Below are 25,061 nucleotides of genomic sequence, written 5' to 3'. Positions count from 1 at the left end.
CGAAGGGAGAGACTGTGCCGACGACCAGTGGACCGATCGACGAGGCGGTGAAGGCGGTGGCGGACCGCGAGTGGCTCCTCACGGTCGGCGGCCGACCCCGGCTGGCCCGGAGCGGTCGCACCTACAGCGTGGAATGTCCCGCGACCGAGGCACCGATCGCTGTGGCACCGGACGCGTCGGCCGAGGACGTCGACCAAGCGGTGCGCGTGGCCTCCGACGCGGGGGCCTCGTGGCGAGCGCTCAACGTCCGGGAACGAGGCCGCAGGCTGCGCGTTCTGGCCGAGGCAGTACGTGAGCACGCCGAGGAACTGGCGCTGCTCGACGCGCTCGACTCCGGCAACCCCGTGACCGCGATGCGCAACGACGTGGAGTGGGGTGCCGAGGTGATCGACCTCTTCGCCGACTTCGCCTCACACCTGGGCGGGGCCACCATCCCCGCCACACCTGAGAACCTGCACTTCACGCGGCGTTCACCCTTCGGGGTCGTGGCGCGGATCGTACCCTTCAACCATCCGGTCTTCTTCGCGGCGAGCAAGGTGGCCGCTCCGTTGATGGCAGGCAACACCGTGGTCCTCAAGCCCTCGGACATCACTCCGCTGTCCGCGCTGCGCCTGGCCGAGATCGCCGCCGGCGTCCTGCCGCCCGGAGTACTGACCACGGTCACCGGGAACGGTCCCGCCGCGAGCAGCGCTCTTGTGCGCCACCCGCTGATCCGCCGGATCGGATTCATCGGCAGTGACCGGGTGGGGCGCATCATCCAGCGAGACGCGGCCGAGGTCGGCGTCAAGGACATCAGCCTCGAACTCGGCGGCAAGAACGCGCTGATCGTGTGTCCGGACGCCGACCTGGAGGCCGCGGCCGAGGGGATCGTCAACGGCATGAACTTCGCGTGGTCCGCGGGCCAGTCCTGCGGCTCGACCTCACGGGTGCTGCTGCACGCCTCGATCGCGGGAGAGGTTCTGCCCCTGGTCCGCGACCGGGTCGCCGCGATCCGGATCGGCTCCCCCGTCGACCCCGGCACCCAGATGGGCCCGCTCGCGTCCCCGGCGCAGTACGACAAGGCCCGCCAGTACATCGACGTGGCCCTCGCCGAGGGAGCCACGCTCCTCCACGGCGGTCGGCGGCCGCCCGGCGAGGCGTTCGCGCGCGGTCACTACCTGCAGCCGACGGTCTTCACCGACGTGCGGCCCGGGATGCGGATCGAGCAGGAGGAGGTGTTCGGCCCGGTGATGTCCGTGCTCACCTTTACCGACCTGGACGAGGCCGTTGCCATCACCAACGGCGTGGACTACGGCCTCACCGCGAGCATCTGGACCCGTGACGTCTCGACCGCTCTCTCCCTCGCCGACCGCGTCGAAGCCGGATACGTCTGGATCAACGGGGCCTCCCGGCACTTCTGGGGGATGCCCTTCGGCGGCATCAAATCCTCAGGTCTCGGCCGCGAGGAGAGTATTGAGGAAATGCTGAGCTATACGGAACTGAAGGCGGTGAACGTCCTTGTCTGAGCAGCCACGCCGGGGCGCCGACCTCGTCGTCGAGTGCCTTGCCACCGAGGGTGTGACCCATGTCTTCGGGCTGCCTGGCACCACCGTCATGGACCTGATCGACGCGCTCACCCGGCAGGAGACGGTGCGCTATCTGTCCACCCGCCACGAGCAGGTCGCCGGTTTCATGGCCGACGGCTTCTCCCGTGCGGGCGGGCCGCTGGGCGTCTGTCTGGCCTCGCGCGGTCCGGGAGCGGCCAACCTGTCCATCGCGGTGCAGAACGCCCACGACGAGTCGATCCCGCTGCTCGTCCTGATCGGGCAGGTGCCCGGCTCCATCACCGAGCGCCGCTCCTTCGAGGAGATGGACGTGGTGTCCGCGTTCCGGCCGATGTGCAAGTGGGTCGTGGAGATCCACCGGCCGGACCGGATCCCGGAGCTGCTGCAACGCGCGGTCCGCACCGCGGTCACCGGCAGACCCGGCCCGGTCGTGGTGTCACTGCCGCTCGACGTACTGCAGGAACCGGTGACGCTGTCACCGGGCCCGAGGGTGCGCAGCTACCCCTCGGCTCCCCACCCCGACGGCATCACGGAAGCCGCACGGCTCCTGGCGGCCTCCGAACGACCGGTCATCATTGTCGGCGGCGGCGCGGGGAGCGCGGAGGCACACCTCTCGCTCGCACAGTCCGCCGGCGCCCCGCTCCTCACCACATGGCTGCGCAAGAACGCCGTGCCCAACCGCCATCCCGCCTTCCTCGGAACTCTCGGGTACGGCGCGCACGAGGTGTCCGAGCAGGCGTTGCGTGACGCGGACCTCGTGGTGGCTCTGGGATGCCGGTTCTCCGAGTTCACCACGAAGCGGTGGACACTCGTGCCGCCCGAGGCGGACTTGGTGCACGTCGATATCGATCCGGTCGAGCTGGGCCGGATATACCCGCCGCGCGTCGGTCTCGTGTCCGAGGCGGCCGCCGCCTCACGCGAACTGGCCGGCGCACTCACCCCGCTGATCGCCGCCGACCCGGCACGCGCGGCCCGCCGGACGGCGCGTCGAGAGGCGCTGCGCAAGGAGTACGACGACGCGGCCGCTCTGCCCCCACTGCCGGCTCCCTCCGAGACCGTGTCCTCCGTCGCGCTGGCGGAGGCTGTGCAGCGGCTCGCCGACCGCGACGGCCTGGTCCTCGTCCAGGACGTCCACACCTTCGGGCCCTGGATCCTGCGTCACGTGGGCTTCGACCGGGCGCGCAGCCAGTACGGCTCTCCGGGCGGGGCGATGGCATGGGGCCTGCCCGCGGCGATGGGGATGGCGCTGGCCCGGCCGGATGAACGCGTCGTCGCGCTGAGCGGGGACGGCAGCTTCTGGATGGTCGCCCAGGATTTCGAGACCTGCGTGCGTGAGCGCATTCCCGTGGTCAATCTCGTCGTCAACAACTTCGCCTACGGCAACACCCGCGACCGGCAGCGCTTCGCCCACGACGAGCGCTATTCCGGCGTCTTCCTCGACAACCCGGACTTCGCCGCGTTCGCACGGATGCTCGGTGGGTACGGAGCGCGTGTCACCCGCGACACCGATCTCCGGGCCACGATCGACGAAGCCCTGGCCCAGCCCGGGCCCAGCATCATCGACATCGTGCAGGACCGGATGGAGGGACTGCCGAGCGGACTCACCCCGCTCAAGGCCCGCTGACAGAACGGCTCTTTCCCGGACTCGCGCTCCCTTCGGCCCAGGAGCGACCCCGAAGCCGTTCGTGTGGACCAGGACCGCCGGCAAAATACGCAACCATCGAGTCGGGCCGGCCGCCCTCCGCAGCCCCGTTCGACCTCAGCGGGATGCCGCCCTTCCCCACCTGCCCGATTGCACCGGCCGACCGCTTCGATCACACGACACGTTCAGCTCGCGTCAGCCCAGGCCGAACAGAGAGCGCGCGTTGCCGTGTGCGATCTTGCGGCGGTCGAATTCGCTTATGGGCGTCCTCTCGATCCAGTCGGTGCTTGCGGCGTTGTCCGAGTAGGGATGGACGACGGAGAACAGGATGTGGTCCGCGCCCACGGTGAGGATGGCGTTCGTGAGTGCGTGGTCGGAGAAATTGCCGCTGGTGGTGATCCAGAAGTATCGACGAAGTACTCCTGCAGGATCTCCTTGATCGTCTGTCGAAGGAGTTCAGGTCGAACATGTTCTGCATGCGCGACAGCAGCTCCTCAGGGCAAGGGCCCTGACACCGAACGCCCCGAGTCGACCCCGCGACCAGGCATGGCCAAGGACGGCGGGCGGCTCGGGGCATCTTGGGCGGTCACCTACCGGCGTCAATCAGGCGGGCTTGTCCTCCTGATTGACGCCGACAAGATGTGAACCTGCGACCCCTTGACCCCCTTCTCCAGTCCCTGGAGTTCCGGCCAGGTCGAGGATGGCGTGCTCAGCGCGCCTTCTGCGGGCGTCAGCAATCGACCCGGGTGTCATGGCAGGAGGATCACTTTGCCGGTCTGTCGTTGACTTTCCAGGTATGCGTGAGCTTGGGCTGCCTCTGCCAGGGGAAAGGCCCGGTCGATGATCGGGTTGATCTTTCCGTCTGCCAGCAGTTCCAGGCACAGCTGCTGGTCGCGCAGGGTGGCGCCGCGCACGCTGGCGATTGTCACCTGTTGGCCGATGAGGGCGAGTGCGTCCAGCTCAAGCCGGGATCCCTGGCCGGTCGGTGTGCCCAGGACGATGACAGTGCCGCCGAGGCGTATGCAGGAAAGGGAGAGCTGGAAGAAGTCGTTGCCGCCGACACAGTCCCAGACGGCGTCCGCGCCCAGACCGCGCGTCAGCTCCCTGACCTGTGCCGGCAGTCGGGGATCGGTGGAGTGCACGATGTGGTCGTAGCCGAGTTTGGTGAGCGCTTCGTCGCGGTCCGGTTTGGTGGTGGTGCCGATGACGGTGGCTCCGCTCAGCTTGGCCAGTTGTGCGCAGGCGATGGCCATTCCGCCGCTGGCGCCGGTGATGACCACCGTGTCGCCGGGACCGACAGGTGCCTGCCGCGCGCAGTTGAGCGGAGTGGTGTAGGTCCACATGGTGGCTGCGGCTGTCTCGAATTCGACGCCGTCGGGGATGGGCAGGATCGCGTCCTGGCGGCGGGCGACGTACTCGGCGTACCCGCCGAAGACCTGGTGTCCGGGGTAGGCGGTGTCGATGCACAGGTTTTCGAGTCCGCGTAGGCACAAGGCGCAGTTACGGCACGGCGGGTGCGGAAGCTGCACCACCCTGTCGCCGGGGCGCCACCTGGTGACGTTCTCGCCGGTGGCGACGACTTCACCGGCCGCGTCCCGGCCGAGCTGGAACGGCAGGGGCCACGGCGGGCGTCCCGGGAGGGGCTGCGGCAGGTTGCCCGACCGGTAGCGCAGGTCCCAGCTGTTGACGGCCGTGGCATGCACGCGCATCAGGATGTCGTCCGGGCCGACCTCGGGAATCGGCGCCTCGATGTACTTGAGCACCTCGGGCCCGCCATGCTCGAACAGGCGGACCGCCATCATGGTCTGTTCCACTCTCACGTTCCTTCAGATCGTTACGCGGTTCATCTAGGACTCCATGGAGCCGCCTGTGCCTCGCCCACCTGGTGAGACCATGGGCGAGCGCACCTCGGCCAGACGGCTTACCAGGGATGGATCGGGAACTGAACAGTCCGACGATCGGCCACTTGGTCTCGGGGCCGGTGAGCGTCAGTTCGAAGTTCCGCCCCGCCGTGGCCGGGTCGAGCGACGACATCGGGTTCACGAGCAGATCTACGGCTGAGCGCGAGTCCGGCGCACCCGACGCCCAAGGCAGCCGGTACTGCTGTCAGTCGATTGTGGAGCGGACCCGCGAGCAACGCCGCCGCTGCCCCCGCACCGGCCGTGAAAAGGCCAGCGGTTCCTTCATACGGCGCGTACTCGCTGAGCGTGTACCCCACCGGATCCACGTGCCCGCTCGACTCCAGATGAAGGAGCGCGCCGAGCACGACGGACCCGGACAGTGCGATGTCAACCGCCGTCGTCAGGTGCCGCACATCATGGTGACCAACGGCGGTCGATGGCGGGACGAGGATGACATCCATGCCCTCCAGGCAACAGCCGCCTCATAAAGCACGTACCACTGGGCGTATGAAGCTTCCATGAAGCCGGCTCTCCACGCTGGCGCCCACTCCCCGTCCCCGACCGAGATGTCGGTGACGCCCTCACCGACCCAGCCGACGATGCCGACCGCTTCCGAGCCCAGAGTGACGGGGAAGGTCACGGGGAACAAGCGCTGCAGCCAACCGCGGCGGACTCTGTGGTCCAAACTGTTGACGCCGACGGCCTTGACCTTCAGCCGGACCTGGCCAGGTGGGCGCTCGACTCCTCGATCTCCGCGAGCCACAGGACCTCGGAGCGGCCGAACTCCTCATACACGATCGCCGGATACTTCCGTCATAGACGTATCACCGCCGGGGGGGATCTTAGACAGCGCCTCCATCCTCGGTAGGGGCGGCTTGCGGGCGCCGACGTGCCTTGCTGATCAGCGGCGTCACAGACGCCCGCCCTCTGCTGGTCGTCGTAAGACTAAGGCCCCCCCTGCCCGAGGAGCGTCTGACGCCCGCTCACACGCAGTGGGGTCTGCTGACCGCGCACGGGGAATGCCTGCGGACCGAGCGATTCCCGGGACACTGGCCGTGTCACGCGCCTCGGCAGCCACACGTGCCCTCACCGTCCCCGAGGTCGGCGACGTGCACTGAGCGCACTGCTCGGCGTCCTTCACGACCCCGACCCGCTCATCACCGCCGCTCCGGGGGCGAAGGGTCGAAGGAGTCAGCGGGAGCCTGAGGCCTGCCGCCCTCTGAGGCGGATTCCTGTGGTAGGCGCAAGGTGAACGTTGCTTCTAGCCTTCGGCGGCGAAGTCGGCCAGGGCATCGGCGATCACTCGCGACGGTCCGCGCACCGCGTCAGGGTGCCGCTTCCGGTAGTACGGAATCGCGATCAGCTGGAGAGAAAGGGCCCAGCCTCGCCCACGAGCCCAGGTGTCATCATCGACACCGAGCTCGTTGCGGAACACCCGCCGTGACTCACCGGTGAATACGTACCACGCGGCCAGCAGGTCGCCAGCCGGGGCAGCGGCGCGCAGCGTGGCGAAGTCGATGACTGCGGACAGCCGGCCCTTGGCTGTGAGCAGGTTCCCTGGCAGCAGGTCGCCGTGGATCCAGACCGGAGCGCCGTCCCAGGGTGCGGCCGCCAGCGATTTTTCCCAGGCCGCGAGTACCCACTACGGCCACCTCCCCGAGAATCCAGAAGACACCACGGCTCCCTGACCACTGGGCCAGCTGTACCACGGAAGGCCGTCGGCGCTCAGGGCCCCACCTGTACGGCGCCTGAGCACGACGGCCAACCACGAGTCTGAGCAGAATGAGTCGATTACCGCCGACGAACCACGCGCGGACATGAAGATCAGAATAGACAGATGAAATCAATTCGACAGGTTCCTGAAAGATCAGAAAGGTCCACCGACACAGTCCGGAGGACCTCCAGAAGACAAAAACGCAGGTCATGAAAGACAAACTGGGCCGATCCCCAGGGAAGCAACTTAAGGGGTACCCCGTAAATAATTCTTGAATTGCCGGAGGCTGTATCTGTCGCGGTGCGGGCCGCTCACCAATCCCGCAAGGGCGAGGTTGTGGAGGCCGGCCATGCCGAGCGTAGCGTGGTGGACGCCCTTGCCTTTGATGCGGCAGTCACGGAGATTTTCGAGGTGTACATGCGGGCGAGGACGTGCTCGACGCTGGCGCGGACCTGCTTATGGGACGTGTTGTGCGCCTGGTTTCAGTCGGGCAGGTCTTCGCCTTTTCTTCGGCGGTCCGGCCAAGCAGATATCACCCACAGCCACTATCCGTCACGGAGGGGGCGTGGCCTGGCTACCCGGGCGGTCCTCTTGGTGTCCCAGTGCACGGCCAACGAGGGGAGGGAGGAGGCGGTAATCCAGGTGGCGCCGGAGAATCCCCCCATCCACCGCAGTCGCACGGCGGGCAGGATTCGCCCCCGGCAAGCAGCCGCACAGCAAGGACGGCACACGGTTCCACTGGTACGTCCGGGACCTGCGCGTCGCTCCCCAGCGACGACCAACAGTTACCGGACACCCTCAGCCTCGCTTGAAACAAATCAGAGCCACGCTCACCTCGTCCCCCGATCTCGCCGTCGGCCGTGCCACCTGGCCGGGTTCGATCGATACTGGAAGGGGCGGCAGCCCGCCGCGTCGGACCACCTCACAGGGGGCTGACGATGTATCAGAAAAGTCGGCATGAGGTCAGCATCAGTACCGCCGGACCTCGCTTCGGAGCGCCGAAGACCGCCAAGATCGCAAAGCGTGCACACACACCTTGACCTGCAAAAACGCCGGTCAGAGGCACATCTGCCAGCCTACCTAGGAGATACCGTTGAAGATGCTCATCAATGTGCCGGAGACCGTGGTCGCGGACGCTCTGCGGGGCATGGCCGCCGCGCATCCCGAGCTCTCCGTCGATGTGGACCGTCGCGTGGTGATACGGGGCGACGCGCCCGTGGCCGGGAAAGTGGGGATCGTCTCCGGGGGCGGGTCCGGGCATGAGCCGTTGCACGGCGGGTTCGTCGGACCCGGAATGCTGGCCGCCGCCTGTCCTGGTGAGGTGTTCACGTCCCCCGTGCCCGATCAGATGGTCCGGGCCGCCGCGGCCGTGGACAGCGGTGCCGGGGTGCTGTTCGTCGTCAAGAACTACACCGGTGACGTCCTGAACTTCGACATGGCCGCCGAGCTGGCCGAGGACGAAGGCATCCAAATCGCGAAAGTGCTGGTCAACGACGATGTGGCGGTGACCGACAGTCTGTTCACCGCAGGTCGGCGCGGTACGGGGGCGACGCTGTTCGTCGAGAAGATGGCGGGCGCCGCCGCCGAGGAGGGGGCGCCGCTGGAGCGGGTCGAGGCGATCGGGCGGCGGGTGAACGAGCTGTCCCGGAGTTTCGGGGTCGCCCTGAGCGCCGTCACCACGCCCGCCAAGGGCAGCCCGACCTTCGACCTGCCCGAGGGCGAGCTGGAGCTGGGCATCGGGATTCACGGGGAGCCCGGGCGCGAGCGGCGCCCGATGATGACCTCGCGGGAGATCGCGGACTTCGCCGTGCACGCCGTACTGGACGATCTGCGCCCCTCGGGCCCTGTGATCGCCCTCGTGAACGGCATGGGCGGTACGCCGCTGCTGGAGCTGTACGGGTTCAACGCCGAGGTCCAGCGGGTACTGGGCGAGCGGAACGTGGCGGTGGCCCGCACCCTCGTCGGCAACTATGTGACCTCGCTCGACATGGCGGGCTGCTCGGTCACCCTCTGCCAGGTCGACGAGGAACTGCTGCGGCTGTGGGACGCGCCGGTCGAGACCCCCGCGCTCCGCTGGGGCCGCTGAGCGCCCGTCGCCACGGTGAGCGCCCGTCACCAGCAGGGCAGACTGGGCGGGACCGGGACGTGGGGAACGTTCCACGGGGTGAGGAGATCACGTGACTGACGAGACATCGGAGCGCATGCTCGACGCCGGTTTCTTCCGCCGCTGGCTGGGGGTGGTCGCGGCCGACGCGGTGGAGCAGGCGGCGGACCGGCTCACGGAGCTGGACTCGGCCATCGGGGACGCCGACCACGGCAGCAATCTCCAGCGCGGTTTCCGCGCCGTCGCGGCCGCTCTGGAGGAGGAGGCGCCCGACTCCCCCGGCGCCGTGCTGACCCTGGCGGGACGCCGGCTCATCTCCACCGTGGGCGGCGCGTCCGGCCCTTTGTACGGGACGCTGCTGCGGCGTACGGGCAAGGCGCTCGGGGACGCTGCGGAGGTCACGCCCGCACAGTTCGCCGAGGCGCTGGGCGCCGGTGTGGCGGCGGTGGCGCAGCTCGGCGGGGCCGCGGCCGGGGACAAGACGATGATCGACGCGCTGGAGCCCGCGGTCGAGGCGCTGGGCGCGGCGCCGATGTCGGCCGGCACGTCGTTCCGGGCGGCTGCCGAGGCCGCGGAACAGGGCGCCCTCGCGACCGTACCCCTCCAGGCGCGCAAGGGCAGGGCGAGCTATCTGGGTGAGCGGAGCATCGGGCACCAGGACCCGGGCGCCACGTCGTCCGCGCTGCTGATCGCGGCCCTCGCCGACACGGCGGAGGCGGCGTGATGAGTGCCGGACAGCCGGTCGGCATCGTGCTCGTGTCCCACAGCGCGGCGCTCGCCACGGCCGTCGCCGACCTCGCGCGGGGGCTGGCGGGCGGCGGGGCGGCCCCGGTCGCGGCCGCGGGCGGCACCGAGGACGGCGGGCTCGGGACCAGTTCGGAGCTGATCTCGGCCGCGGCGGCGGAGGTGGACCGCGGTGCGGGGGTCGCTCTCCTGGTGGATCTGGGCAGCGCCGTGCTGACGGTGAAGGCGTTGCTGGCCGAGGGCGAGGAGCTGCCGGAGGGAGCGCGGCTGGTGGACGCGCCGTTCGTGGAGGGCGCCGTGGCCGCGTATGTCACCGCCTCGGCGGGCGGGGATCTGGACGCGGTGGTGGCCGCGGCGGCGGAGGCGTACCAGTACCGCAAGGAGTGACCCCGTACGCGTACGGAATCCGCCCCGGACCGGGGAGAACGGCGCGTAGTCGTCGTGATCCTGGCCTCACGCCACCGGAATACTGAGCCGCTACGCGGGCACCGGTGCCCTCTGCGCCGGGTGGCGGCTCAGGGCCGGGCAGGCCCCAGGACCCCCGGAGGGACAGGCATGGCGGATTCGGCAGGCGCGGACACCGGTGTACGGGGCGCGAGCGGCGCGGGCGAGGGAACGGAAGGCGCACCGGGCCGCCGGACGCGGCACGCCGTCGTGGTGGGAGGGAGCCTGTCGGCCCTGCTGACGGCCCGGGTGCTGAGCGACCACGCCGACCGGGTGACCGTCGTCGAGCGTGACCGCTTACCCGACGGGCCCGAGCCCCGGGCGGGGGTCGGTGATGCCCGTCGAGAGCGGTCTGCACCTGGTCACACTCAGCGGGCTGCGCGGCAGCGAACCGCCCTCGGACGACACCGGCTTCCTCGGCTTCACGGCCCGGCTCCCCCATCCGGCGCTGCACGAATGGCTGCTGAAGGCGGAGCCGGCGTCGCCGGTGCACGCGTTCCGTTCGACGGCGAACGTACGGCGGCGGTACGACAGGCCGGGGCGGCGGCCCGCCGGGTTCCTCGCCACCAGGGACGCGCTGTGTTCCTTCAACCCGGTGTACGGGCAGGGCAGGGCGGTGGCCGCGCTCGGCGCGCTCGCGCTGGCGAACGCGCTCGCGGATCCCCGCCGTACACCGACGACCCGGCGCGTCCAGCGCGCGCTGGCCGGGGCGTCGCGGCAGGCCTGGGACATCGCGGCCGGGGCCGACCGGGTGCTGCCGGGGGCTGCCGGGGGCGCGGGGCAACGCGGCGCGGGTCCGTGCGGCGGACCGGCCGGTGGCCTGGTATCTGGAGCGGGTGATGGAGCGCGTGGGAGAGGATCCGGTCGTCGGGGACGCGTTCCGGGGAGTGACCCATCTGAACTCGACGGTCGGTGTGCTCTTCGCGCCCCGTGTGGTGCGCGCGGTGCTGTTCGGGCAGGTCGCGCCCGTGCTCTCGGATCCGGGGCGCCGGGAGCCGGGGAGGCACGCCTCCCGGCCCGTGGCGGGCTGATCCGCGCACCGGGCGGGGGCCGGGGACGGAGCCCGCGTTCAGAAGGGTGTGGCCGCCTGGAGGACGAGGAAGAGCGTGACCATGGCGTTCGCCGAGGACAGGGCGGAGCCGACCGTTCCGGCCGCCGCGGCCCAGACGGCCAGCCCCACCGCGGTACGTACGGACGGCCAGTGGACGGCCGTCGGCGCGGGCCCCAGCAGCGCGGCCACCCGGCGCGGGACGGGTCCGGGGCTCGGCGCGGCGAACCCGGCCAGTGTCGGCGCCGGGGTGCCCCGGGAGACGAGCGCGGCCTTGCCGATGGCGCGGGCCACGACCGTGCGCTCGCCGGTCACCCGGGCCGCCTCCTCGTCCGCCCAGCGCTCACTGGTGTAGGCGACCGCCGTACGCAGCGGGCGCAGCAGCGGGTTGGCGCGGGCGGCCAGCCGTACCGTCAGCAGGAACCGGTGGTGCCGGCCCGCGAGATGGGCGCGTTCGTGGGCGATCAGGGCGTCCCGCTCCTGGTCGTCCAGGCAGGCGAGCATCCCCGTGGACACCACGATCCGCCCGCGCGTCCCGGCCGCCGCGCCCGTGCCGTCCCCTGGCTCGGTTCGGGACGGCCCGGGGCCCGGGAGGGCGTAGGCGTACGGTGCCTCGTCGGCCAGGACGGCCAGCTCGCCGCCGGGCAGACCGGCCAGGGCCTCCTGCGCGCTGCGGCGTACGCGCCGGTGGCGCCAGGCGGCGGTCAGGCACCCCACGGCGACCGCGGCGAGCGCGACGATGGCCGCCTTGCCCGCGATCTCGTCGTACGGGACCGCCTCGCGGACCTCGGGGTCCGACCAGGCGTCGGGCAGCGGGTTGCCGGGGAGCTGCGCCGTACCGACGACCACCAGCAGGCCGAGGCAGAGCGTGCTGCACACCGCGAGGACGGCGGCGAGCGCGGAGAGCAGCCGGGTGGCGACCCGGGGGTGCAGATGGAGTTCGGCGAGGCGCGCGACGGGCAGCGCGGTCAGCGGCAGTACGAGCGGCAGAAAGACGAACACCCCCATCCCGTCAGCCCTCCGTCCCGCCCTGGGGGAAGCCGTCCCCGGGAAATCCGCCTTCGGGGAAGCCGTCCTCGGGGAGGGTGAGCAGATCGCGCAGCATCCGTTCGTCGTCCGGCGAGAGCGCGGTGACGAAGCGGGCCAGGACGGCCTCACGGTCCGTCTCGCCGTCGAGCACCTTGCGCATCCGCAGGGCGGCGAGCCCCGCCTCGTCCGAGGCCGCGCGCCACTCGAACGAGCGACCCGCGCGCTCCCTGGTGACCGCCCGTTTGGCCTGGAGGCGGGTCAGGATGGTCATCACCGTCGTGTACGCGAGGTTCCCGCCGAGCCGTTCCTGTACCCAGGCCGCCGTGACGGGCCCCGGCGCCTGCCGGAGCGCGGCGAGTACCTGCGCCTCCAGTTCGCCCTGGCCGCGCCGCCGGGGGCGCTCGTCAGGACTGCCGTGCACCGTCACCGTTGTCTCCCTCCGGCCGCGCGGACGCACCACGGGGCGAACGGACCATGCTACGGAGCCGGTGGTGTACGGCGTCCGGCCGGGTGGACCGGTAGCGGGTCGGACCAGCCGTCGGACACCGGCCAGGAGGGCGGGCCGGATCTCGCTCCCGTTCGCTTCTACACTCCTGTAGATTTTACTTCCGCATGACCGATTCGGCTCAGCTCAGGAGGAGCAGCGTGGGAGTTTCCCTGTCCAAAGGCGGCAATGTCTCGCTCAGCAAGGAGGCGCCGGGACTGACAGCGGTCCTTGTCGGCCTCGGCTGGGACGTACGGACGACGACCGGTACCGACTACGACCTCGACGCGAGCGCCCTGCTGTGCGACGAGTCCGGAAAGGTCTCCTCCGACCAGCACTTCATCTTCTACAACAACCTCAAGAGCCCGGACGGTTCCGTCGAGCACACCGGTGACAACCTGACCGGCGAGGGCGACGGCGACGACGAGACCGTCAAGGTGGACCTGGCCAATGTGCCGGCCCAGGTCTCGAAGATCGTCTTCCCGGTGTCGATCCATGACGCCGAGAACCGTGGCCAGAGCTTCGGCCAGGTGCGCAACGCGTACATCCGGGTGATCAACCAGGCGGGCGGCGCGGAGCTGGCCCGCTACGACCTGAGCGAGGACGCGGCCACGGAGACGGCGATGGTCTTCGGCGAGCTGTACCGCAACGGCGCGGAGTGGAAGTTCCGCGCGGTCGGCCAGGGGTACGCCTCGGGTCTCTCGGGCATCGCCGCGGACTTCGGCGTCGGGGTCTGACACCGGTGCCGGCCCACGGCCGGCACCACCAGGACAGGGGCACAGGGCGCAGGGCGCGCGTCCTGTGCCCCGTTCGCCTTCCGGGGTTCCGGCCGGGACGGCCCGACGGCGGGCCGGGCGGTCAGCTGTGGCTGGTCGCCGTGTCGTTCGCCTCGGGCACGGGCGGTTCGGCCCGTGCGGACTGCTCGGCCGGGGCCGACGGCTCCGCCTGCGCGGACGGCTCGGCCTTCACGAGCGGTACGGGCGCGGCGGCGGCCGGGGCAGGGGCCTTGGAGCCACCGGTGATCCGGCGGGCCAGCGGCTCCGTCCAGCGCGCGGCCAGCGGGCCGAGGATCACCAGGATGAGGACGTACGCGGTGGCCAGCGGGCCGATCCGCGGCTCCACCCCGACGGCCAGACCGGCGATGACGATGGAGAACTCACCGCGTGCCACGAGGGTGCCGCCGGTCCGCCAGCGGCCGGCCGTCCTGACCCCGGCGCGCTTCGCCGCGTACCAACCGGTGGCGATCTTCGTCAGGGTGGTGACGGTCGCCAGGAGGAGGGCGGGCACCAGGACCGGCGGGATGGCGGCCGGGTCGGTGTTCAGGCCGAAGAAGACGAAGAAGACGGCGGCGAACAGGTCGCGCAGCGGGGCCAGCAGGTTGTGCGCGCCCTCGGCGACCTCTCCGGAGAGCGCGATGCCGACGAGGAACGCGCCGACGGCGGCGGACACCTGGAGCTCCTGGGCGACCCCGGCGACGAGCACGGTGAGGCCGAGGACGACCAGCAGCAGCATCTCGGGGTTGTCGGAGGAGACCGCGCGGCTGATCAGCCGGCCGTGGCGCAGCGCCAGGTAGAGCACCGCGCCGACCGTGCCGAGCGAGATCAGCAGCGTCAGGCTGCCGCCCGCGAGGCTGAGCCCGGCGAGCAGGGCTGTGAGCAGCGGCAGGTAGACGGCCATGGCGAGGTCCTCGATGACGAGGACGCCGAGGATCACGGGGGTCTCGCGGTTGCCGAGGCGGCCGAGGTCGCCGAGGACCTTGGCGATCACTCCGGAGGAGGAGATCCAGGTGACACCGGCCAGCGCCACCGCGGCGACCGGTCCCCAGCCCAGGATCAGCGCGGCGACGGCGCCCGGCACGGCGTTCAGGACGAAGTCCACGATGCCGGAGGGGTACTGCGTCTTGAGGTTGGAGACGAGTTCGGACGCGCTGTACTCCAGCCCCAGGAGGAGCAGGAGCAGGATCACGCCTATCTCGGCGCCGGTGGCGACGAACTCCTCGCTCGCGTTGAGCGGGAGGAGTCCGCCGTGCCCGAAGGCGAGTCCGGCGAGCAGGTAGAGGGGAATGGCGGAGAAGCCCACGCGGCCGGCGAGCCGGCCGAGTATCCCCAGAGCCAGGATGATGGCCCCGAGTTCGATGAGCAGTGCGGTGGTCTCGTGCACGGGCGCTTTATCCTCCGGTGATCAGTTCGGCGACGGCGTCCACGCCTTCCCGGGTGCCGACGACGACGAGCGTGTCCCCCAGGGCGAAGCGGAAGTCCGGGGTGGGCGAGGGGAAGGCGTCGGTGCGGCGCAGGACGGCGACGATGGAGGCGCCGGTGCGGCTGCGTACTTGGGTGGCGCCGAGCGTCCGGCCGACATAGGGGGAACGCTTGGTGACCGGGATGTGCTCGGTGACCAGGTCGATCTCGATGTGCTGGTGGAGATGGGCGACGGGGTCGGGCGTCAGGAGCTTGCAGAGCGCGGTCGCCTCGTGCGGGGCGAGGGTCGCGGCGTCCCGGCAGTTGTCGTCGTCCTCGGGGTCGTGGAAGGCCAGGATGCGGCGCCCGTCCTGGTGCACGACGACCGAGAGATGCTTTCCCGCTTCCGTGTTGAGGTCGTAGCGGGTGCCGACCCCGGGCAGGGTGGTCTTGCTGACGTGAGCGGTGTGCTCCATAGGAAACGGCTCCATGCGGGCGTGGCGTGAGGGTGTGCGGGCATGCTGACCCCTGGTACGGCGACGGGGCACGACTGCGTCAGCCGTCCGCCACCGGACAGGGATTCTGCATCATGCGTCGCGAGGAAGCACCTGTAAGGGGACCCGCGACGCGACGGACACCGTGCCGGCCGACCGGCCGCGACGGGCCGACAGGGGTGCGCGTCTCATGGAACCGCCCCCTCCGCCCCCGCGAATTCGACCGACCGCCCAGCATCTCAAGTAATGGGCGCGCCAATGCTCAAGAGAGCGTTGGTCACCTGCAAACTATTTTAACGTAAAATAATTTGTGAGGTTTGTGGCCTATACAACGAAAAGAGCCGCCGGAGACTCCGGCGGCTCGTCGTTCCCGGCGACGCAAGCCCGCCGGGGCCAGGGGGGCTACCCGGGAGGCGGCCCGATGCCCTGCCTCACCCGGGCGCGGTCGGGGTCGAAGCGATGTGCGGCGATCCCCGCCAGTACCAGTCCTCCCGCGATGAGGAGCCCATGGCCGAGGACGATACCGAGGGCCAGCCCGCCGAGCGCGACGGCCAGCGTCAGCCAGGCGGTGCCGTGCCGGTACTCGCGGGGGCGGCACGGGGTGCCGGCCTCCAGCGCGTGGAAGAACCGGGGGTCGTCGTGGCGGAGTTGCTCCGCCAGATCACCGAGTCGTCGGTCCTCGTTCGTCGCCATGGTCCGCCTCCCCGCCGCCGTACCCGCTCCCGTACCCGCGCCGTCTCCCCGGACGGCGTCCCTCTACGGTCGCCCGTCGTGGCCCTCCCCCGCCATCCGCATCGACACCCACATCGGCGGGGGCGCGACATGTAGACGCGTGGGGGTGCCGGGGCGGTGGTCGGGCCACTCCTCCCGCACGGGTGATAGTGGGGACGTCACCTGCGAGGAGGCCATGCCCCGTGTCCCTGTTCTGGCGGATCTTTCTGCTCAACGCCGCGGTCCTGTTCGCGGCCACCGCCCTGCTGCTGCTCGGCCCCGTCACCGTGTCCGCCCCCGTACTGCTCACAGAGGCCCTGATCATGGCCCTCGGGCTGGTGGCCATGCTCGTCGCCAACGCCGCGCTGCTGCGCGTGGGGCTCTCTCCGCTGCAACGGCTCACCCGGGCGATGACGACGACCGATCTGCTGCGCCCCGGCCGCCGCCCCGCGGTGTCGGGACACGGCGAGATCGCCGAGCTGATCATGACGTTCAACACCATGCTCGACCGGCTGGAGGCCGAACGTGCGGCGAGCAGCGGACTCGCGCTCTCCGCGCAGGAGGCCGAACGCCGCAGGATCGCACAGGAGTTGCACGACGAGGTCGGCCAGACCCTCACCGCCGTCCTGCTCGAACTGAAGCGGGTCGCCGACGGAGCCCCGGCCCCGCTGCGCGCCGACCTTCTCCACGTGCAGGAGACGACGCGCGACAGCCTCGACGAGATCCGCCGGATCGCGCGCCGGCTGCGCCCCGGCGTCCTGGAGGAGCTGGGACTGATCAGCGCACTCAAGGCGCTGACCACGGAGATCACCACGCACACCGGGCTGACGGTCCGCCAGCGCTTCGACGGCGATCTGCCGGCGCTGGGCGAGGATGTCGAGCTGGTCGTCTACCGGGTGGCGCAGGAGGGGCTGACCAACATCGTCCGTCACGCGGACGCGCGCCGGGTCGATCTCGCGCTCCGGCGCACGCCCACCGGCGTGGAACTCCTCCTCGCGGACGACGGCCGGGGCGTCGGTACGGCGACCGAGGGCGCGGGGATCAGGGGCATGCGGGAACGGGCCCTGCTCATCGGGGCCGAGATCACCGTGGACCCCGGCCAGGGAGAAGAGCGGGGACAGCACGCGGGACGGGGCGGCGGAACCGGCGTACGCCTGCGTGTGCCGATCAGGAACGGGAGCAACTGACCATGGCCGAGACGACACCGACCCGCATCCTGCTCGCGGACGACCACGCGCTGGTCCGCCGCGGGGTCCGGCTGATCCTCGACAACGAGCCGGACCTGACGGTCGTCGGCGAGGCCGGCGACGGGGCCGAGGCCATCGAACTGGCCCGCGCCGAACGCCCCGACCTGGTGATCCTGGACATCGCGATGCCCCGGCTGACCGGCCTTCAGGCGGCGCGCGAGCTCTCCCGGCTCCAGCCGGGGACCCGCATCCTGATGCTGACCATGTACGACAACGAGCAGTACTTCTTCGAGGCGTTGAAGGCCGGGGCGAGCGGCTACGTCCTCAAGTCCGTGGCGGACCGCGACCTGGTGGAGGCGTGCCGGGCGGCGATGCGCGACGAGCCCTTCCTCTACCCGGGGGCGGTGACGGCCCTGATTCGTAACTACCTCGACCGGGTACGGCAGGGCGACAGCATCCCGGACAGCGCCGTCACCCCCCGGGAGGAGGAGATCCTCAAGCTCGTGGCGGAGGGACACACCTCCAAGGAGATCGCCGGTCTGTTGCTCATCAGCGCCAAGACCGTGGAGCGCCACCGCGCCAACCTCCTCCAGAAGCTGGGGCTGCGTGACCGGCTGGAACTGACGCGGTACGCGATCCGGGCCGGTCTGATCGAGCCCTAGGCTCTTTCCCGTGTGGGGAGTCCGCGCGCCCCCTGTTGGGCAGAGAGTTGAGGGGCGGCCCCGTACGAACCCGCGTACGGATACGGCGCCCCGGACACCGCACCAACACGAGCGGAACGAGGCGAGGCATGAACCCGGGCAACAGCTGGGAGTTCACGGACGATCGCGGCCGGCTCACCGCGGCACCGGATCGTCCGACACGGGTGGTGGCCTACATACAGGCCGGCGCGACGCTGTGGGACCACGGAGTGCGCCCGCTGGGGATCTTCGGTTCCCACCATGACGGAGAGACGCAGGACCCGGCGAAGGCGGGCGAGCTGCCCCTCGCCGAGGTGCGTTCCTTCGGCGCGGGCAGCGCCTTCGACCTGGAGGGCGTCCACGCCGCCGAGGCGGATCTGGCGGTCGCCGTCGGCTACGGCACGGGACAGGTGTACGGCATCGACCCGGAGGCCGCCAAGCACCTGGAGGAGCAGATCCCGGTCGTCGTGATCGAGGTGGGGAAGGACCGTTCGCTCGACTCCATCAGGGACCGGTTCTCGGAGCTGGCGCGCTCGCTGCAAGCGCCGCTGGAGCCCGCGGTGGCGGAGCTGGAGCGCGCGGAGGCGCGGCTGCGCGCACAGGCGGCGGGGCCCGTGCGCCCCCGGGTGCTGGCGCTCTCCGCGGCCGGGCCCGAGACGGCGTACCTGGCCCGCCCGGACACCTGGCCCGACTTGCGGGCGCTGACGGAGCTGGGCGTCGACCTCATCTCGCCGGAGGAGGGCGGCGGGGCCAACTGGCGTACGGTCGAGTGGTCCGAGGCCGCCGCGCTGGCCCCGGACATCGTGCTCGCGGACGTACGCGCGAACGCGGCGCCGCGCGAGCTGCTCCAGGACAACGCGCACTGGCGGGCCATCGAGGAGCGGGCGCGGATCGTGGCGTGGAACCCGGAGACGCCGTCCAGCCATCGCGCGCACGCCCGCTCCCTCGACACCGTCACGGACGCCCTGGCGGCGGTCGGGGCGGACGCGGCGGACGGCGGGTAGGCGCGCCGTCCGCCACGTGCGGGCATCCGCCGGCGGCCTGGCCCGCACCCCGGTCGGGCGGCGCCTCTCGTGGCCGGAGGGACCGGAGTGGCCGGGCGCCTCAGCCCCTGCCGAAGAGTTGCGCGGGGAAGGCGCCCGCGGCCACCGCGGTCCGGGTGAAGCCGTCGGCCAGCTCGGTGAGGCGCGCGGTGGCTGCCGCGCCGAGGTGGTCGTACGGGGCGGCGTCGAGGCGGTCGGTGAGCGCCTCGGCCTCGCCGCGCAGGGCCGTCCCCTCCTGCGTGGGGTCCCCCGCCTCGTCCAGCAGACCGCGTTCGCGCATCCCGTCCTGGGCGGCGGCCCACTGCTCCGAGGACCATCCGCGGGTCTGCTTGAGCACGGCCGATGCCACCGCCTTGCCGGTGGCGTTGTGCAGGACCAGCGCCTCGATCCCGGAGAGGCCGGCCACCACCAGAGCGGCGAGGTGACCGTCGCCCCGGTGCTCGCGCAGGAGGGTCGCCGCGTACCACAGGGCCAGGTGCGGCGCCTCGGGCACGGGAAGGCCGGCGTTCGCGGCGTACAGCGGCCGTGCCTCGCGGCGACACGCCTCGGTGGCGCGCAGCGCCAGTTCGGCCGCCTCGGCCATCCCCTTCGACGCGAGGGCCTCCTCCCCGAGCAGCCGCCGCAGCATCCGGTCCGCGCCGCGCAGCCGCGCGGCGAGCACCGCCTCCGGCGTGGTGACCGTCCACGCCGCGGGTATGTGCCGGGCCACGTGGTCGTGGTTGAAGTTGTAGAACGTCGCCGTGACCGTGCCAGCGCCGACCGGCCCGAGCGGGGCCGCGCGGCCCGCGAAGTAGGCCATGGCCCTCCGCTCCAGCCCGAGGGCGGCGAATTCGTCCGCCACCTCCGGTGCGAAGTACATGGCCGAGTGCAGGGGGTTGACGACGCCGTGACAGCGACGGCCGGCGGTGAGGTCCATGGGTGTCTCCTGAATTCGTCTGAGGTGACGCGGGGTTCAGTCCCCGCGTACGGTCAGGTTCCGGGTGGTGTGCAGGACGTGCCGGGCGAGCAGGTCGGCCGCGCGTTCGGCGTCCCGGCTCAGGGCGGCTTCCTCCAGAGCGGCGTGCTCCTGCCCGCCGTCCCGCTCCGGGACGAGGGTGCCGGACCAGCGCCGGGCCAGCTCGCTCGCCGTCCACAGACGGTCGAACCCGTCCAGAAGTACCGGGTTGCCGCAGCCTTCCAGCAGCGCGCGGTGGAACCGGCGGTGCGCCTCGGACCACTCGTCGGAGACGTACGTACCCCCCGGTTCCCTGAACGGCGTGCGGGCGAGGTGGTGGTGGGTGGCTCGGACGCGTACCTCCCAGTCGACGCCGCCCCGCTCGACGGACAGCCGGAGCATCGCCGGCTCGGTCACGGCACGTGCCTCCGCGATCTGCTGCCGGCGCTCGGCGTCGACCGCCGGGACCGCGAACCCCCGGTTCGGCAGCCGGGTCGCCAGGCCCTCGCCCACCAGGCGGAGCAGGGTCTCGCGTGCGACGGCGAGGCTGACCTTCTCCTCGCTCGCCAGCTCCTGCGGCTTGAGTGGCTGCTCCGGCACGAACACCCCGTGCAGGATGGCCGCGCGCAGCGTGGCGTAGAGCCGCTCCGACGGTGATCCGTGTTCCGCCATGGGCCGACCGTAACAGATAATCGATTATCAATGGAATAATCGATTACAAGCCACGGTGAGGACCGCTCGCCGCGTCCACACGCCCCGGCCGTCGACGGTGACGGAGGTTCCCGTCACCGTCGGCAGAGGTTCCCGTCACCGTCGCCCGAACGCGTCACGTCTGAGCGCCGACAGCCGTTCCGGGGTGCGCCCTCCGTGCATCTGTTCCATTCCCTGGAGTAAGAAGGAGGCATGCGAGCCTGGAGCACGGACGACATCCCCGACCTGACCGGCACCAGCGCGGTCGTCACCGGCGCCAACAGCGGGATCGGGGCGGCGGTCTCGCTCGCCCTGGCCCGGGCCGGCGCGCTGACCGTGCTGGCCTGCCGCAGTCCGGAGCGCGGCGCACGCGCGGTGGCGGCGGTACGGGCGGCGGTCCCCGGCGCCGAGCTCCGCCTCGTCCGGCTCGATCTCGCCGATCTCGCGTCCGTGCGCGAAGCGGCCGGGACCCTGACGCGGACCGTGGACGGTCAGCTCGATCTGCTGGTCGACAACGCCGGGGTGATGGCGCTGCCGCTGCGCCACACCGCCGACGGTTTCGAGATGCAGTTCGGCACCAACCATCTGGGGCACTTCGCCCTGACCGGCCTGCTGCTGCCGGCACTGGGGGCGTCGGGGCCGTCCCGGGTGGTCTCGGTCTCCTCGCTCGCGCACCGCATCGGCGGGATCGACTTCGGCAATCTGGCCGGGGAGCGCGGCTACCGCAAGTGGCCCGCGTACGGCCAGGCCAAGCTCGCCAATCTGCTGTTCACGGCCGAGTTGGAGCGCAGGGCGCGGCGCGCCGGGCGTGACATCCACGCGCTGGCGGCCCATCCCGGGCTCTCCGCGACCGAACTCGGCCAGGCGGGGCCCGTCATGGCGGGCAAGCCGCTGGCCGCGAAGGCGGAGCGGCTCACCCGTCTGTTCACCCAGACCGCTTCGGCCGGCGCGCTGCCGGTACTGCGGGCGGCCACCGATCCCGCCGCGCGGGGCGGGGAGTACTACGGCCCGCGCGGACCGCTGGAGGTACGGGGCGCCCCGGGGATCGCGCGGTCCTCGTCCCGGGCACGGGACGAGGCGACGGCCGAGAGGCTGTGGGAGGTGTCGGCCCGGCTGACCGGCGTGACGCCGGACTTCGGCTGATCGGGGGCCGGGAAGGCGAGGAGGAGGGGGCCGTCCCGTAGCACCGACCGCCTCTTCCTCCCCGCCGGACGCGGCCCGCGCCGCCCCCGTACGGCGCAACCGTTCATACGATCGGACCGATGGGGTCACCCGAGGACCGGGGCGCCCTCTTCCGTGCCACCGGCCCCTCCTTTACCGCGTCACGCCGGGGAAACGCGGGCGACACTCCCGAGCCACGCCCGCCGCCGCGTGCGCTCTCGGCGTGGTGTTCGCATGGCGACCTGGTTTGCTGGTGCACAGACTTGACGGCATGTCGGGCAAACGAAGCGCGGGACTGCTGCTGCACCGGGTCACGGACTCCGGTGCCGCCGTGCTTCTCGGACACATGGGCGGGCCGTTCTGGTCCGGCCGTGAGGACGCCGCCTGGTCGATCCCCAAGGGGGAGTACGAGGCCGGCGAGGCGCCCGAGGCGGCGGCGCGCCGGGAGTTCCGGGAGGAGCTGGGGCTGCCGGTGCCCCAGGGGCCCTGGATCCCGCTCGGCGAGTCCCGGCAGCGGGGCGGCAAGACGGTCACCGTCTGGGCCGTCGAGGGAGATCTCGACCCGGACCTGGCCGTGCCCGGCACCTTCACCATGGAATGGCCCCGGGGTTCCGGCGTGCTGCGGGACTTCCCCGAGCTGGACCGTTTCGCCTGGTTCTCCCTGGCGGACGCCGTACAGCCGCTGGTGGCAGGCCAGCGCGTCTTCCTCGACCGCCTGCGCCGGTACATAGCCGACGGCCGTCCTCCGTCCCGGCCCGGTGGCTGAGACACGTCCCCGAGCGGGCCACCGGGCCCGCGCCGGCAACGAGCCCCCCGCGGCCCCACGGTGCGCCGCGCCCCGCCGGTGAGCCTTCACCGCACGCGGCACCGCCCCTCCCCCGCCCTCCCCGGACATCCAGGAAAGGGAACTTCTCCGTGCACCCACGCACGCATGTCTTCCTCACCGCCGGCACCGCGCTGCTGGCCGCCGCGGTGGTCCCCGCCACGGTGCTGCCCGCCCTCGCCGTACCCACGGGCCCGCTGCCCGCCCCGCCGCCCACCGCCGAACCGTCGTCCGCCGCCTTCCCGTCCACCGCGCCGTCCGCCGCGCGGGCGCCCGTACGACAGGGCGCGGCCGGGCCTCCCGCCGAGGGCACGGCCAGTGCGGCGGCGCTGCTCGCCCGGGCCGGGGAGTGCGACCGGATCTCGAACGAGCTCTACCGCACCCGCGACGACACACCGCCCACCGTCGCCGTCTGCGACACGAAGGGCGCGGTGTTCTGGAAGGCCGACATGGACATCGACTGCGACGGTCAGCTCACGGCGCGGTGCAACCACGAGGCGGACCCGTACTACCAGGAGCAGACCGCCTTCACCCAGAGCGACGGCCGGCATCTCAACGCGGAGAAGCTGCCGTACATCGTCGTTCCGATGACGAGTTCGATCTGGGACCACTCCTCGTCGGGGATCCACGGCGGGTCCGTCGCGGCCGTCATCCACGCCAACAAGGTGCAGTACGCCGTCGTCGGGGACATCGGGCCGCCCGGGATCATCGGTGAGGCTTCGCACGCCGCGGCGCGCGGTCTCGGCATCCTGACCGACCCGGCCGGGGGCGGGGTCCCCTCCGGGGTCACGTACATCGTCTTCAAGCACTCCCAGGTCTCCCCTCTTGAGGACCACGACGCCGCCGTACGGCTCGGCAACGAGCTGGCGAACAAGTTCCTCAGGGAGAACTGAGAACAACAGGAAGGGGGTGGTGGTGTGCGGGCCTGAGCCCGTCGCACACCACCACCCCCGGAGGGACGGAGTCCGGCGCTCAGACGATGCCCTCGGAGATCTCGGACTGCTCGCGGGCGTTGCCGTACGCCTGCGGGGTGCTGTACGAGCCGCGGGCGATGTACCACCAGACGGTCGCCAGGACCAGGACGACGGCCAGGGCGATCACCGCGTAGTTCATGGAGTCGACGGTCACCGGGTTGGTCTGGGGCAGGCAGAAGAGCACGGTGACCAGGGCCACCCACACCACGGCGATCCAGCCGATGGGCCTGCTCCAGCGGCCCAGGGTCCAGGGGCCCGGCTCGAAGCGGTCCTTGGCACGCAGCTTCAGGTAGATCGGGATGGCGTAGGCGGGCGTGATGCCGATGACGTTGATGGCCGTCACCGCGCCGTACGCGGTCGCGGAGTACAGGGAGGGTATGGCGAGCACACCGGCGACGATGACCGACAGCCAGACCGCGGGCACGGGTGTCTGCGTACGGCTGCTGACGCGCCGCCACAGCGCGGAGCCCGGGAGCGCGTTGTCGCGGCTGAACGCGAACACCATCCGGCTGGCCGCCGCGACCTCCGCGTTGCCGCAGAAGAGCTGCGCGACGATGACGAGCAGGAGCAGCGCCGTAGCGCCGCTGGTGCCGAGGGCGTCGATGAGGATCTGCGCGGGCGGCACACCGGTGGCGCTGTTCTGGGCGCCGGCGTAGTCCTGGATCGCGAAGGTGAGACCGGCCAGCAGGGCGAACCCGGCGATCCAGGAGACCCAGATGGCCCGGACGATGCCGCGCGCCGCCGTGACGGACGCGTTCGAGGTCTCCTCCGAGAGGTGGGCGGAGGCGTCGTAACCGCAGAAGGTGTACTGGGCGAGCAGCAGGCCGATGGCCGCGACGTAGAGCGGGTTCTGCCAGCCGGTGTCGTTCACGAACTCGGTGAAGACGAACGAGGGCGACTGGTGGCTGTCCGGAACGATCGCGAGGGCGCCGACGATGACGGCGACACCGGCCAGGTGCCACCACACACTGATGGAGTTGAGCACACTGACCAGCCTGACGCCGAAGAGGTTCAGCACGGCGTGCAGGAAGAGGATGCAGAGGAATATGACGAAGGTCCAGCCGGGTGTGGGGCTGAATCCGAACTGGAGATTGAGGAAGGCCCCGGTGAACAGCGCGGCGCCGTAGTCGATTCCGGCGATCGCGCCGAGCAGTCCGAGCAGGTTGAGCCAGCCGGTGTACCAGCCCCACTTGCGTCCACCGAGCCGGTCGGCCATGTAGTAGAGGGCGCCCGAGGTCGGGTACGCGCTGGTGACCTCGGCCAGCGCCATGCCGACACAGAGCACGAAGAGTCCGACGCCCGCCCAGCCCCAGAGCATCACGGCCGGACCGCCGGTGCCCATGCCGAAGCCGTAGAGCGTCATGCAGCCGGACAGGATGGATATGACGGAGAAGCTGATGGCGAAGTTGCCGAAGCCGCCCATGCGCCGGGCGAGCACCGGCTGATAACCCAGCTCGCGCAGCCGCTTCTCTTCGTCCACCGGTGGCGCGGGCTCGGTCTTCGACCAGGTCGGCGGGGAAACGGACATGGAAC

At 71.3% G+C, this 25,061-nt stretch carries 25 protein-coding genes and 2 pseudogenes; 13 read left to right on the top strand and 14 right to left on the bottom strand.

The features are described 5' to 3' along the window. The first annotated feature begins 14 nt into the window (after positions 1–14). Positions 15–1,505: an aldehyde dehydrogenase family protein gene (locus ACIBJC_RS06535; protein ID WP_399288794.1), complete on the top strand. Its 1,491-nt coding sequence runs from the start codon at positions 15–17 to the stop codon at positions 1,503–1,505. Then, entirely contained in the window at positions 1,498–3,168 is a 1,671-nt protein-coding gene (locus tag ACIBJC_RS06530) for a thiamine pyrophosphate-binding protein (RefSeq protein WP_399288791.1), read from the top strand. The genes ACIBJC_RS06535 and ACIBJC_RS06530 overlap by 8 nt, the downstream gene beginning before the upstream one ends. A 213-nt stretch (positions 3,169–3,381) precedes the next feature. Here the strand turns inward: ACIBJC_RS06530 and ACIBJC_RS06525 are convergent, their stop codons facing one another. From ACIBJC_RS06525 to ACIBJC_RS06505, 5 genes and pseudogenes are all read right to left on the bottom strand, one after another. After that, on the bottom strand, positions 3,382–3,531 hold the full coding sequence (locus ACIBJC_RS06525) for a hypothetical protein (protein WP_399288788.1): 150 nt from the start codon (positions 3,529–3,531) through the stop codon (positions 3,382–3,384). Positions 3,532–3,935: 404 nt separating this feature from the next. After that, positions 3,936–4,988: a zinc-binding alcohol dehydrogenase family protein gene (locus ACIBJC_RS06520; RefSeq protein WP_399288785.1), complete on the bottom strand. Its 1,053-nt coding sequence runs from the start codon at positions 4,986–4,988 to the stop codon at positions 3,936–3,938. A gap of 499 nt (positions 4,989–5,487) precedes the next feature. Then, a complete protein-coding gene (locus ACIBJC_RS06515) occupies positions 5,488–5,850 on the bottom strand; it encodes an alcohol dehydrogenase catalytic domain-containing protein (protein WP_399288782.1) in 363 nt (120 codons plus the stop codon). A gap of 498 nt (positions 5,851–6,348) precedes the next feature. After that, positions 6,349–6,708 (bottom strand): annotated as a pseudogene (locus ACIBJC_RS06510) (phosphotransferase); the annotation flags it as partial. 411 nt (positions 6,709–7,119) lie between these two features. Beyond that, positions 7,120–7,322, bottom strand: a pseudogene (locus tag ACIBJC_RS06505) (IS5/IS1182 family transposase); the annotation flags it as partial. Between the two features lie 572 nt (positions 7,323–7,894). On the opposite strand from ACIBJC_RS06505, the gene dhaK reads away from it, so the two are divergent. From dhaK to ACIBJC_RS06490, 3 genes are all read left to right on the top strand, one after another. Continuing rightward, a complete protein-coding gene (gene dhaK, locus ACIBJC_RS06500; protein WP_399288779.1) occupies positions 7,895–8,887 on the top strand; it encodes a dihydroxyacetone kinase subunit DhaK in 993 nt (330 codons plus the stop codon). Positions 8,888–9,002: 115 nt separating this feature from the next. Then, positions 9,003–9,629, top strand: coding sequence for a dihydroxyacetone kinase subunit DhaL (dhaL, locus tag ACIBJC_RS06495; RefSeq protein WP_399289797.1), 627 nt, complete (start codon positions 9,003–9,005; stop codon positions 9,627–9,629). Further along, a complete protein-coding gene (locus ACIBJC_RS06490; protein ID WP_399288777.1) occupies positions 9,629–10,036 on the top strand; it encodes a PTS-dependent dihydroxyacetone kinase phosphotransferase subunit DhaM in 408 nt (135 codons plus the stop codon). Before dhaL ends, ACIBJC_RS06490 begins: the two co-directional genes overlap by 1 nt. A gap of 354 nt (positions 10,037–10,390) precedes the next feature. On the opposite strand, the gene ACIBJC_RS06485 is transcribed toward ACIBJC_RS06490, so the two are convergent. Continuing rightward, complete coding sequence (locus tag ACIBJC_RS06485; protein WP_399288774.1) at positions 10,391–10,825, bottom strand: hypothetical protein; 435 nt, start codon at positions 10,823–10,825, stop codon at positions 10,391–10,393. Between the two features lie 83 nt (positions 10,826–10,908). Between ACIBJC_RS06485 and ACIBJC_RS06480 the strand changes: the two genes are divergently transcribed. After that, complete coding sequence (locus ACIBJC_RS06480; protein ID WP_399288771.1) at positions 10,909–11,124, top strand: hypothetical protein; 216 nt, start codon at positions 10,909–10,911, stop codon at positions 11,122–11,124. Between the two features lie 38 nt (positions 11,125–11,162). Here ACIBJC_RS06480 and ACIBJC_RS06475 read toward each other — a convergent pair whose 3' ends face one another. Together ACIBJC_RS06475 and ACIBJC_RS06470 are read right to left on the bottom strand one after the other, a co-directional pair. Further along, a complete protein-coding gene (locus tag ACIBJC_RS06475) occupies positions 11,163–12,149 on the bottom strand; it encodes a M56 family metallopeptidase (protein WP_399288768.1) in 987 nt (328 codons plus the stop codon). A 4-nt stretch (positions 12,150–12,153) separates the two neighbouring features. Further along, positions 12,154–12,597 (bottom strand): BlaI/MecI/CopY family transcriptional regulator, encoded by a 444-nt coding sequence (locus tag ACIBJC_RS06470; protein WP_399288765.1) that lies wholly within the window; start codon positions 12,595–12,597, stop codon positions 12,154–12,156. 218 nt (positions 12,598–12,815) lie between these two features. Here ACIBJC_RS06470 and ACIBJC_RS06465 point away from each other — a divergent pair, with 218 nt between their 5' ends. Continuing rightward, on the top strand, positions 12,816–13,391 hold the full coding sequence (locus tag ACIBJC_RS06465) for a TerD family protein (protein ID WP_399288762.1): 576 nt from the start codon (positions 12,816–12,818) through the stop codon (positions 13,389–13,391). A gap of 121 nt (positions 13,392–13,512) precedes the next feature. On the opposite strand, the gene ACIBJC_RS06460 is transcribed toward ACIBJC_RS06465, so the two are convergent. The 3 genes from ACIBJC_RS06460 to ACIBJC_RS06450 all read right to left on the bottom strand — a co-directional run bounded on the left by ACIBJC_RS06460 (position 13,513) and on the right by ACIBJC_RS06450 (position 16,018). After that, entirely contained in the window at positions 13,513–14,814 is a 1,302-nt protein-coding gene (locus ACIBJC_RS06460; RefSeq protein WP_399288759.1) for a cation:proton antiporter, read from the bottom strand. 7 nt (positions 14,815–14,821) lie between these two features. Then, entirely contained in the window at positions 14,822–15,307 is a 486-nt protein-coding gene (locus ACIBJC_RS06455; RefSeq protein ID WP_329825836.1) for a TrkA C-terminal domain-containing protein, read from the bottom strand. Positions 15,308–15,727: 420 nt separating this feature from the next. Then, positions 15,728–16,018 carry a DUF3040 domain-containing protein gene (locus tag ACIBJC_RS06450; RefSeq protein WP_399288756.1) on the bottom strand — a complete coding sequence of 97 codons (291 nt, stop codon included), beginning with the start codon at positions 16,016–16,018 and terminating at the stop codon, positions 15,728–15,730. Positions 16,019–16,239: 221 nt separating this feature from the next. Here ACIBJC_RS06450 and ACIBJC_RS06445 point away from each other — a divergent pair, with 221 nt between their 5' ends. The 3 genes from ACIBJC_RS06445 to ACIBJC_RS06435 all read left to right on the top strand — a co-directional run bounded on the left by ACIBJC_RS06445 (position 16,240) and on the right by ACIBJC_RS06435 (position 18,907). Then, positions 16,240–17,223 (top strand): histidine kinase, encoded by a 984-nt coding sequence (locus tag ACIBJC_RS06445; protein WP_399288753.1) that lies wholly within the window; start codon positions 16,240–16,242, stop codon positions 17,221–17,223. Between the two features lie 2 nt (positions 17,224–17,225). Continuing rightward, positions 17,226–17,885, top strand: a complete 660-nt coding sequence (locus ACIBJC_RS06440) for a response regulator (protein WP_399288750.1) — start codon at positions 17,226–17,228, stop codon at positions 17,883–17,885. Positions 17,886–18,013: 128 nt separating this feature from the next. Next, the gene (locus ACIBJC_RS06435) at positions 18,014–18,907 is read left to right on the top strand and encodes an ABC transporter substrate-binding protein (protein ID WP_399288747.1); all 894 of its coding nucleotides are present in this window, start codon (positions 18,014–18,016) and stop codon (positions 18,905–18,907) included. Between the two features lie 100 nt (positions 18,908–19,007). Here ACIBJC_RS06435 and ACIBJC_RS06430 read toward each other — a convergent pair whose 3' ends face one another. Continuing rightward, on the bottom strand, positions 19,008–19,862 hold the full coding sequence (locus tag ACIBJC_RS06430; RefSeq protein WP_399288744.1) for a hypothetical protein: 855 nt from the start codon (positions 19,860–19,862) through the stop codon (positions 19,008–19,010). Between the two features lie 36 nt (positions 19,863–19,898). Then, positions 19,899–20,552 (bottom strand): GntR family transcriptional regulator, encoded by a 654-nt coding sequence (locus ACIBJC_RS06425; protein ID WP_399288742.1) that lies wholly within the window; start codon positions 20,550–20,552, stop codon positions 19,899–19,901. A gap of 231 nt (positions 20,553–20,783) precedes the next feature. Between ACIBJC_RS06425 and ACIBJC_RS06420 the strand changes: the two genes are divergently transcribed. From ACIBJC_RS06420 to ACIBJC_RS06410, 3 genes are all read left to right on the top strand, one after another. Then, entirely contained in the window at positions 20,784–21,713 is a 930-nt protein-coding gene (locus ACIBJC_RS06420; protein ID WP_399288741.1) for an oxidoreductase, read from the top strand. Positions 21,714–22,002: 289 nt separating this feature from the next. Beyond that, on the top strand, positions 22,003–22,497 hold the full coding sequence (locus tag ACIBJC_RS06415) for an NUDIX domain-containing protein (RefSeq protein ID WP_399288738.1): 495 nt from the start codon (positions 22,003–22,005) through the stop codon (positions 22,495–22,497). Between the two features lie 149 nt (positions 22,498–22,646). Continuing rightward, positions 22,647–23,447, top strand: a complete 801-nt coding sequence (locus tag ACIBJC_RS06410; protein WP_399288735.1) for a glycoside hydrolase family 75 protein — start codon at positions 22,647–22,649, stop codon at positions 23,445–23,447. A 79-nt stretch (positions 23,448–23,526) separates the two neighbouring features. Here the strand turns inward: ACIBJC_RS06410 and ACIBJC_RS06405 are convergent, their stop codons facing one another. Then, entirely contained in the window at positions 23,527–25,056 is a 1,530-nt protein-coding gene (locus ACIBJC_RS06405; protein WP_399288732.1) for an amino acid permease, read from the bottom strand. Positions 25,057–25,061: the final 5 nt, after the last annotated feature.

This window comes from Streptomyces sp. NPDC050509, from assembly GCF_044457965.1.
Classification (GTDB): domain Bacteria; phylum Actinomycetota; class Actinomycetes; order Streptomycetales; family Streptomycetaceae; genus Streptomyces.
This window is presented reverse-complemented; position numbering and strand designations above follow the sequence as displayed.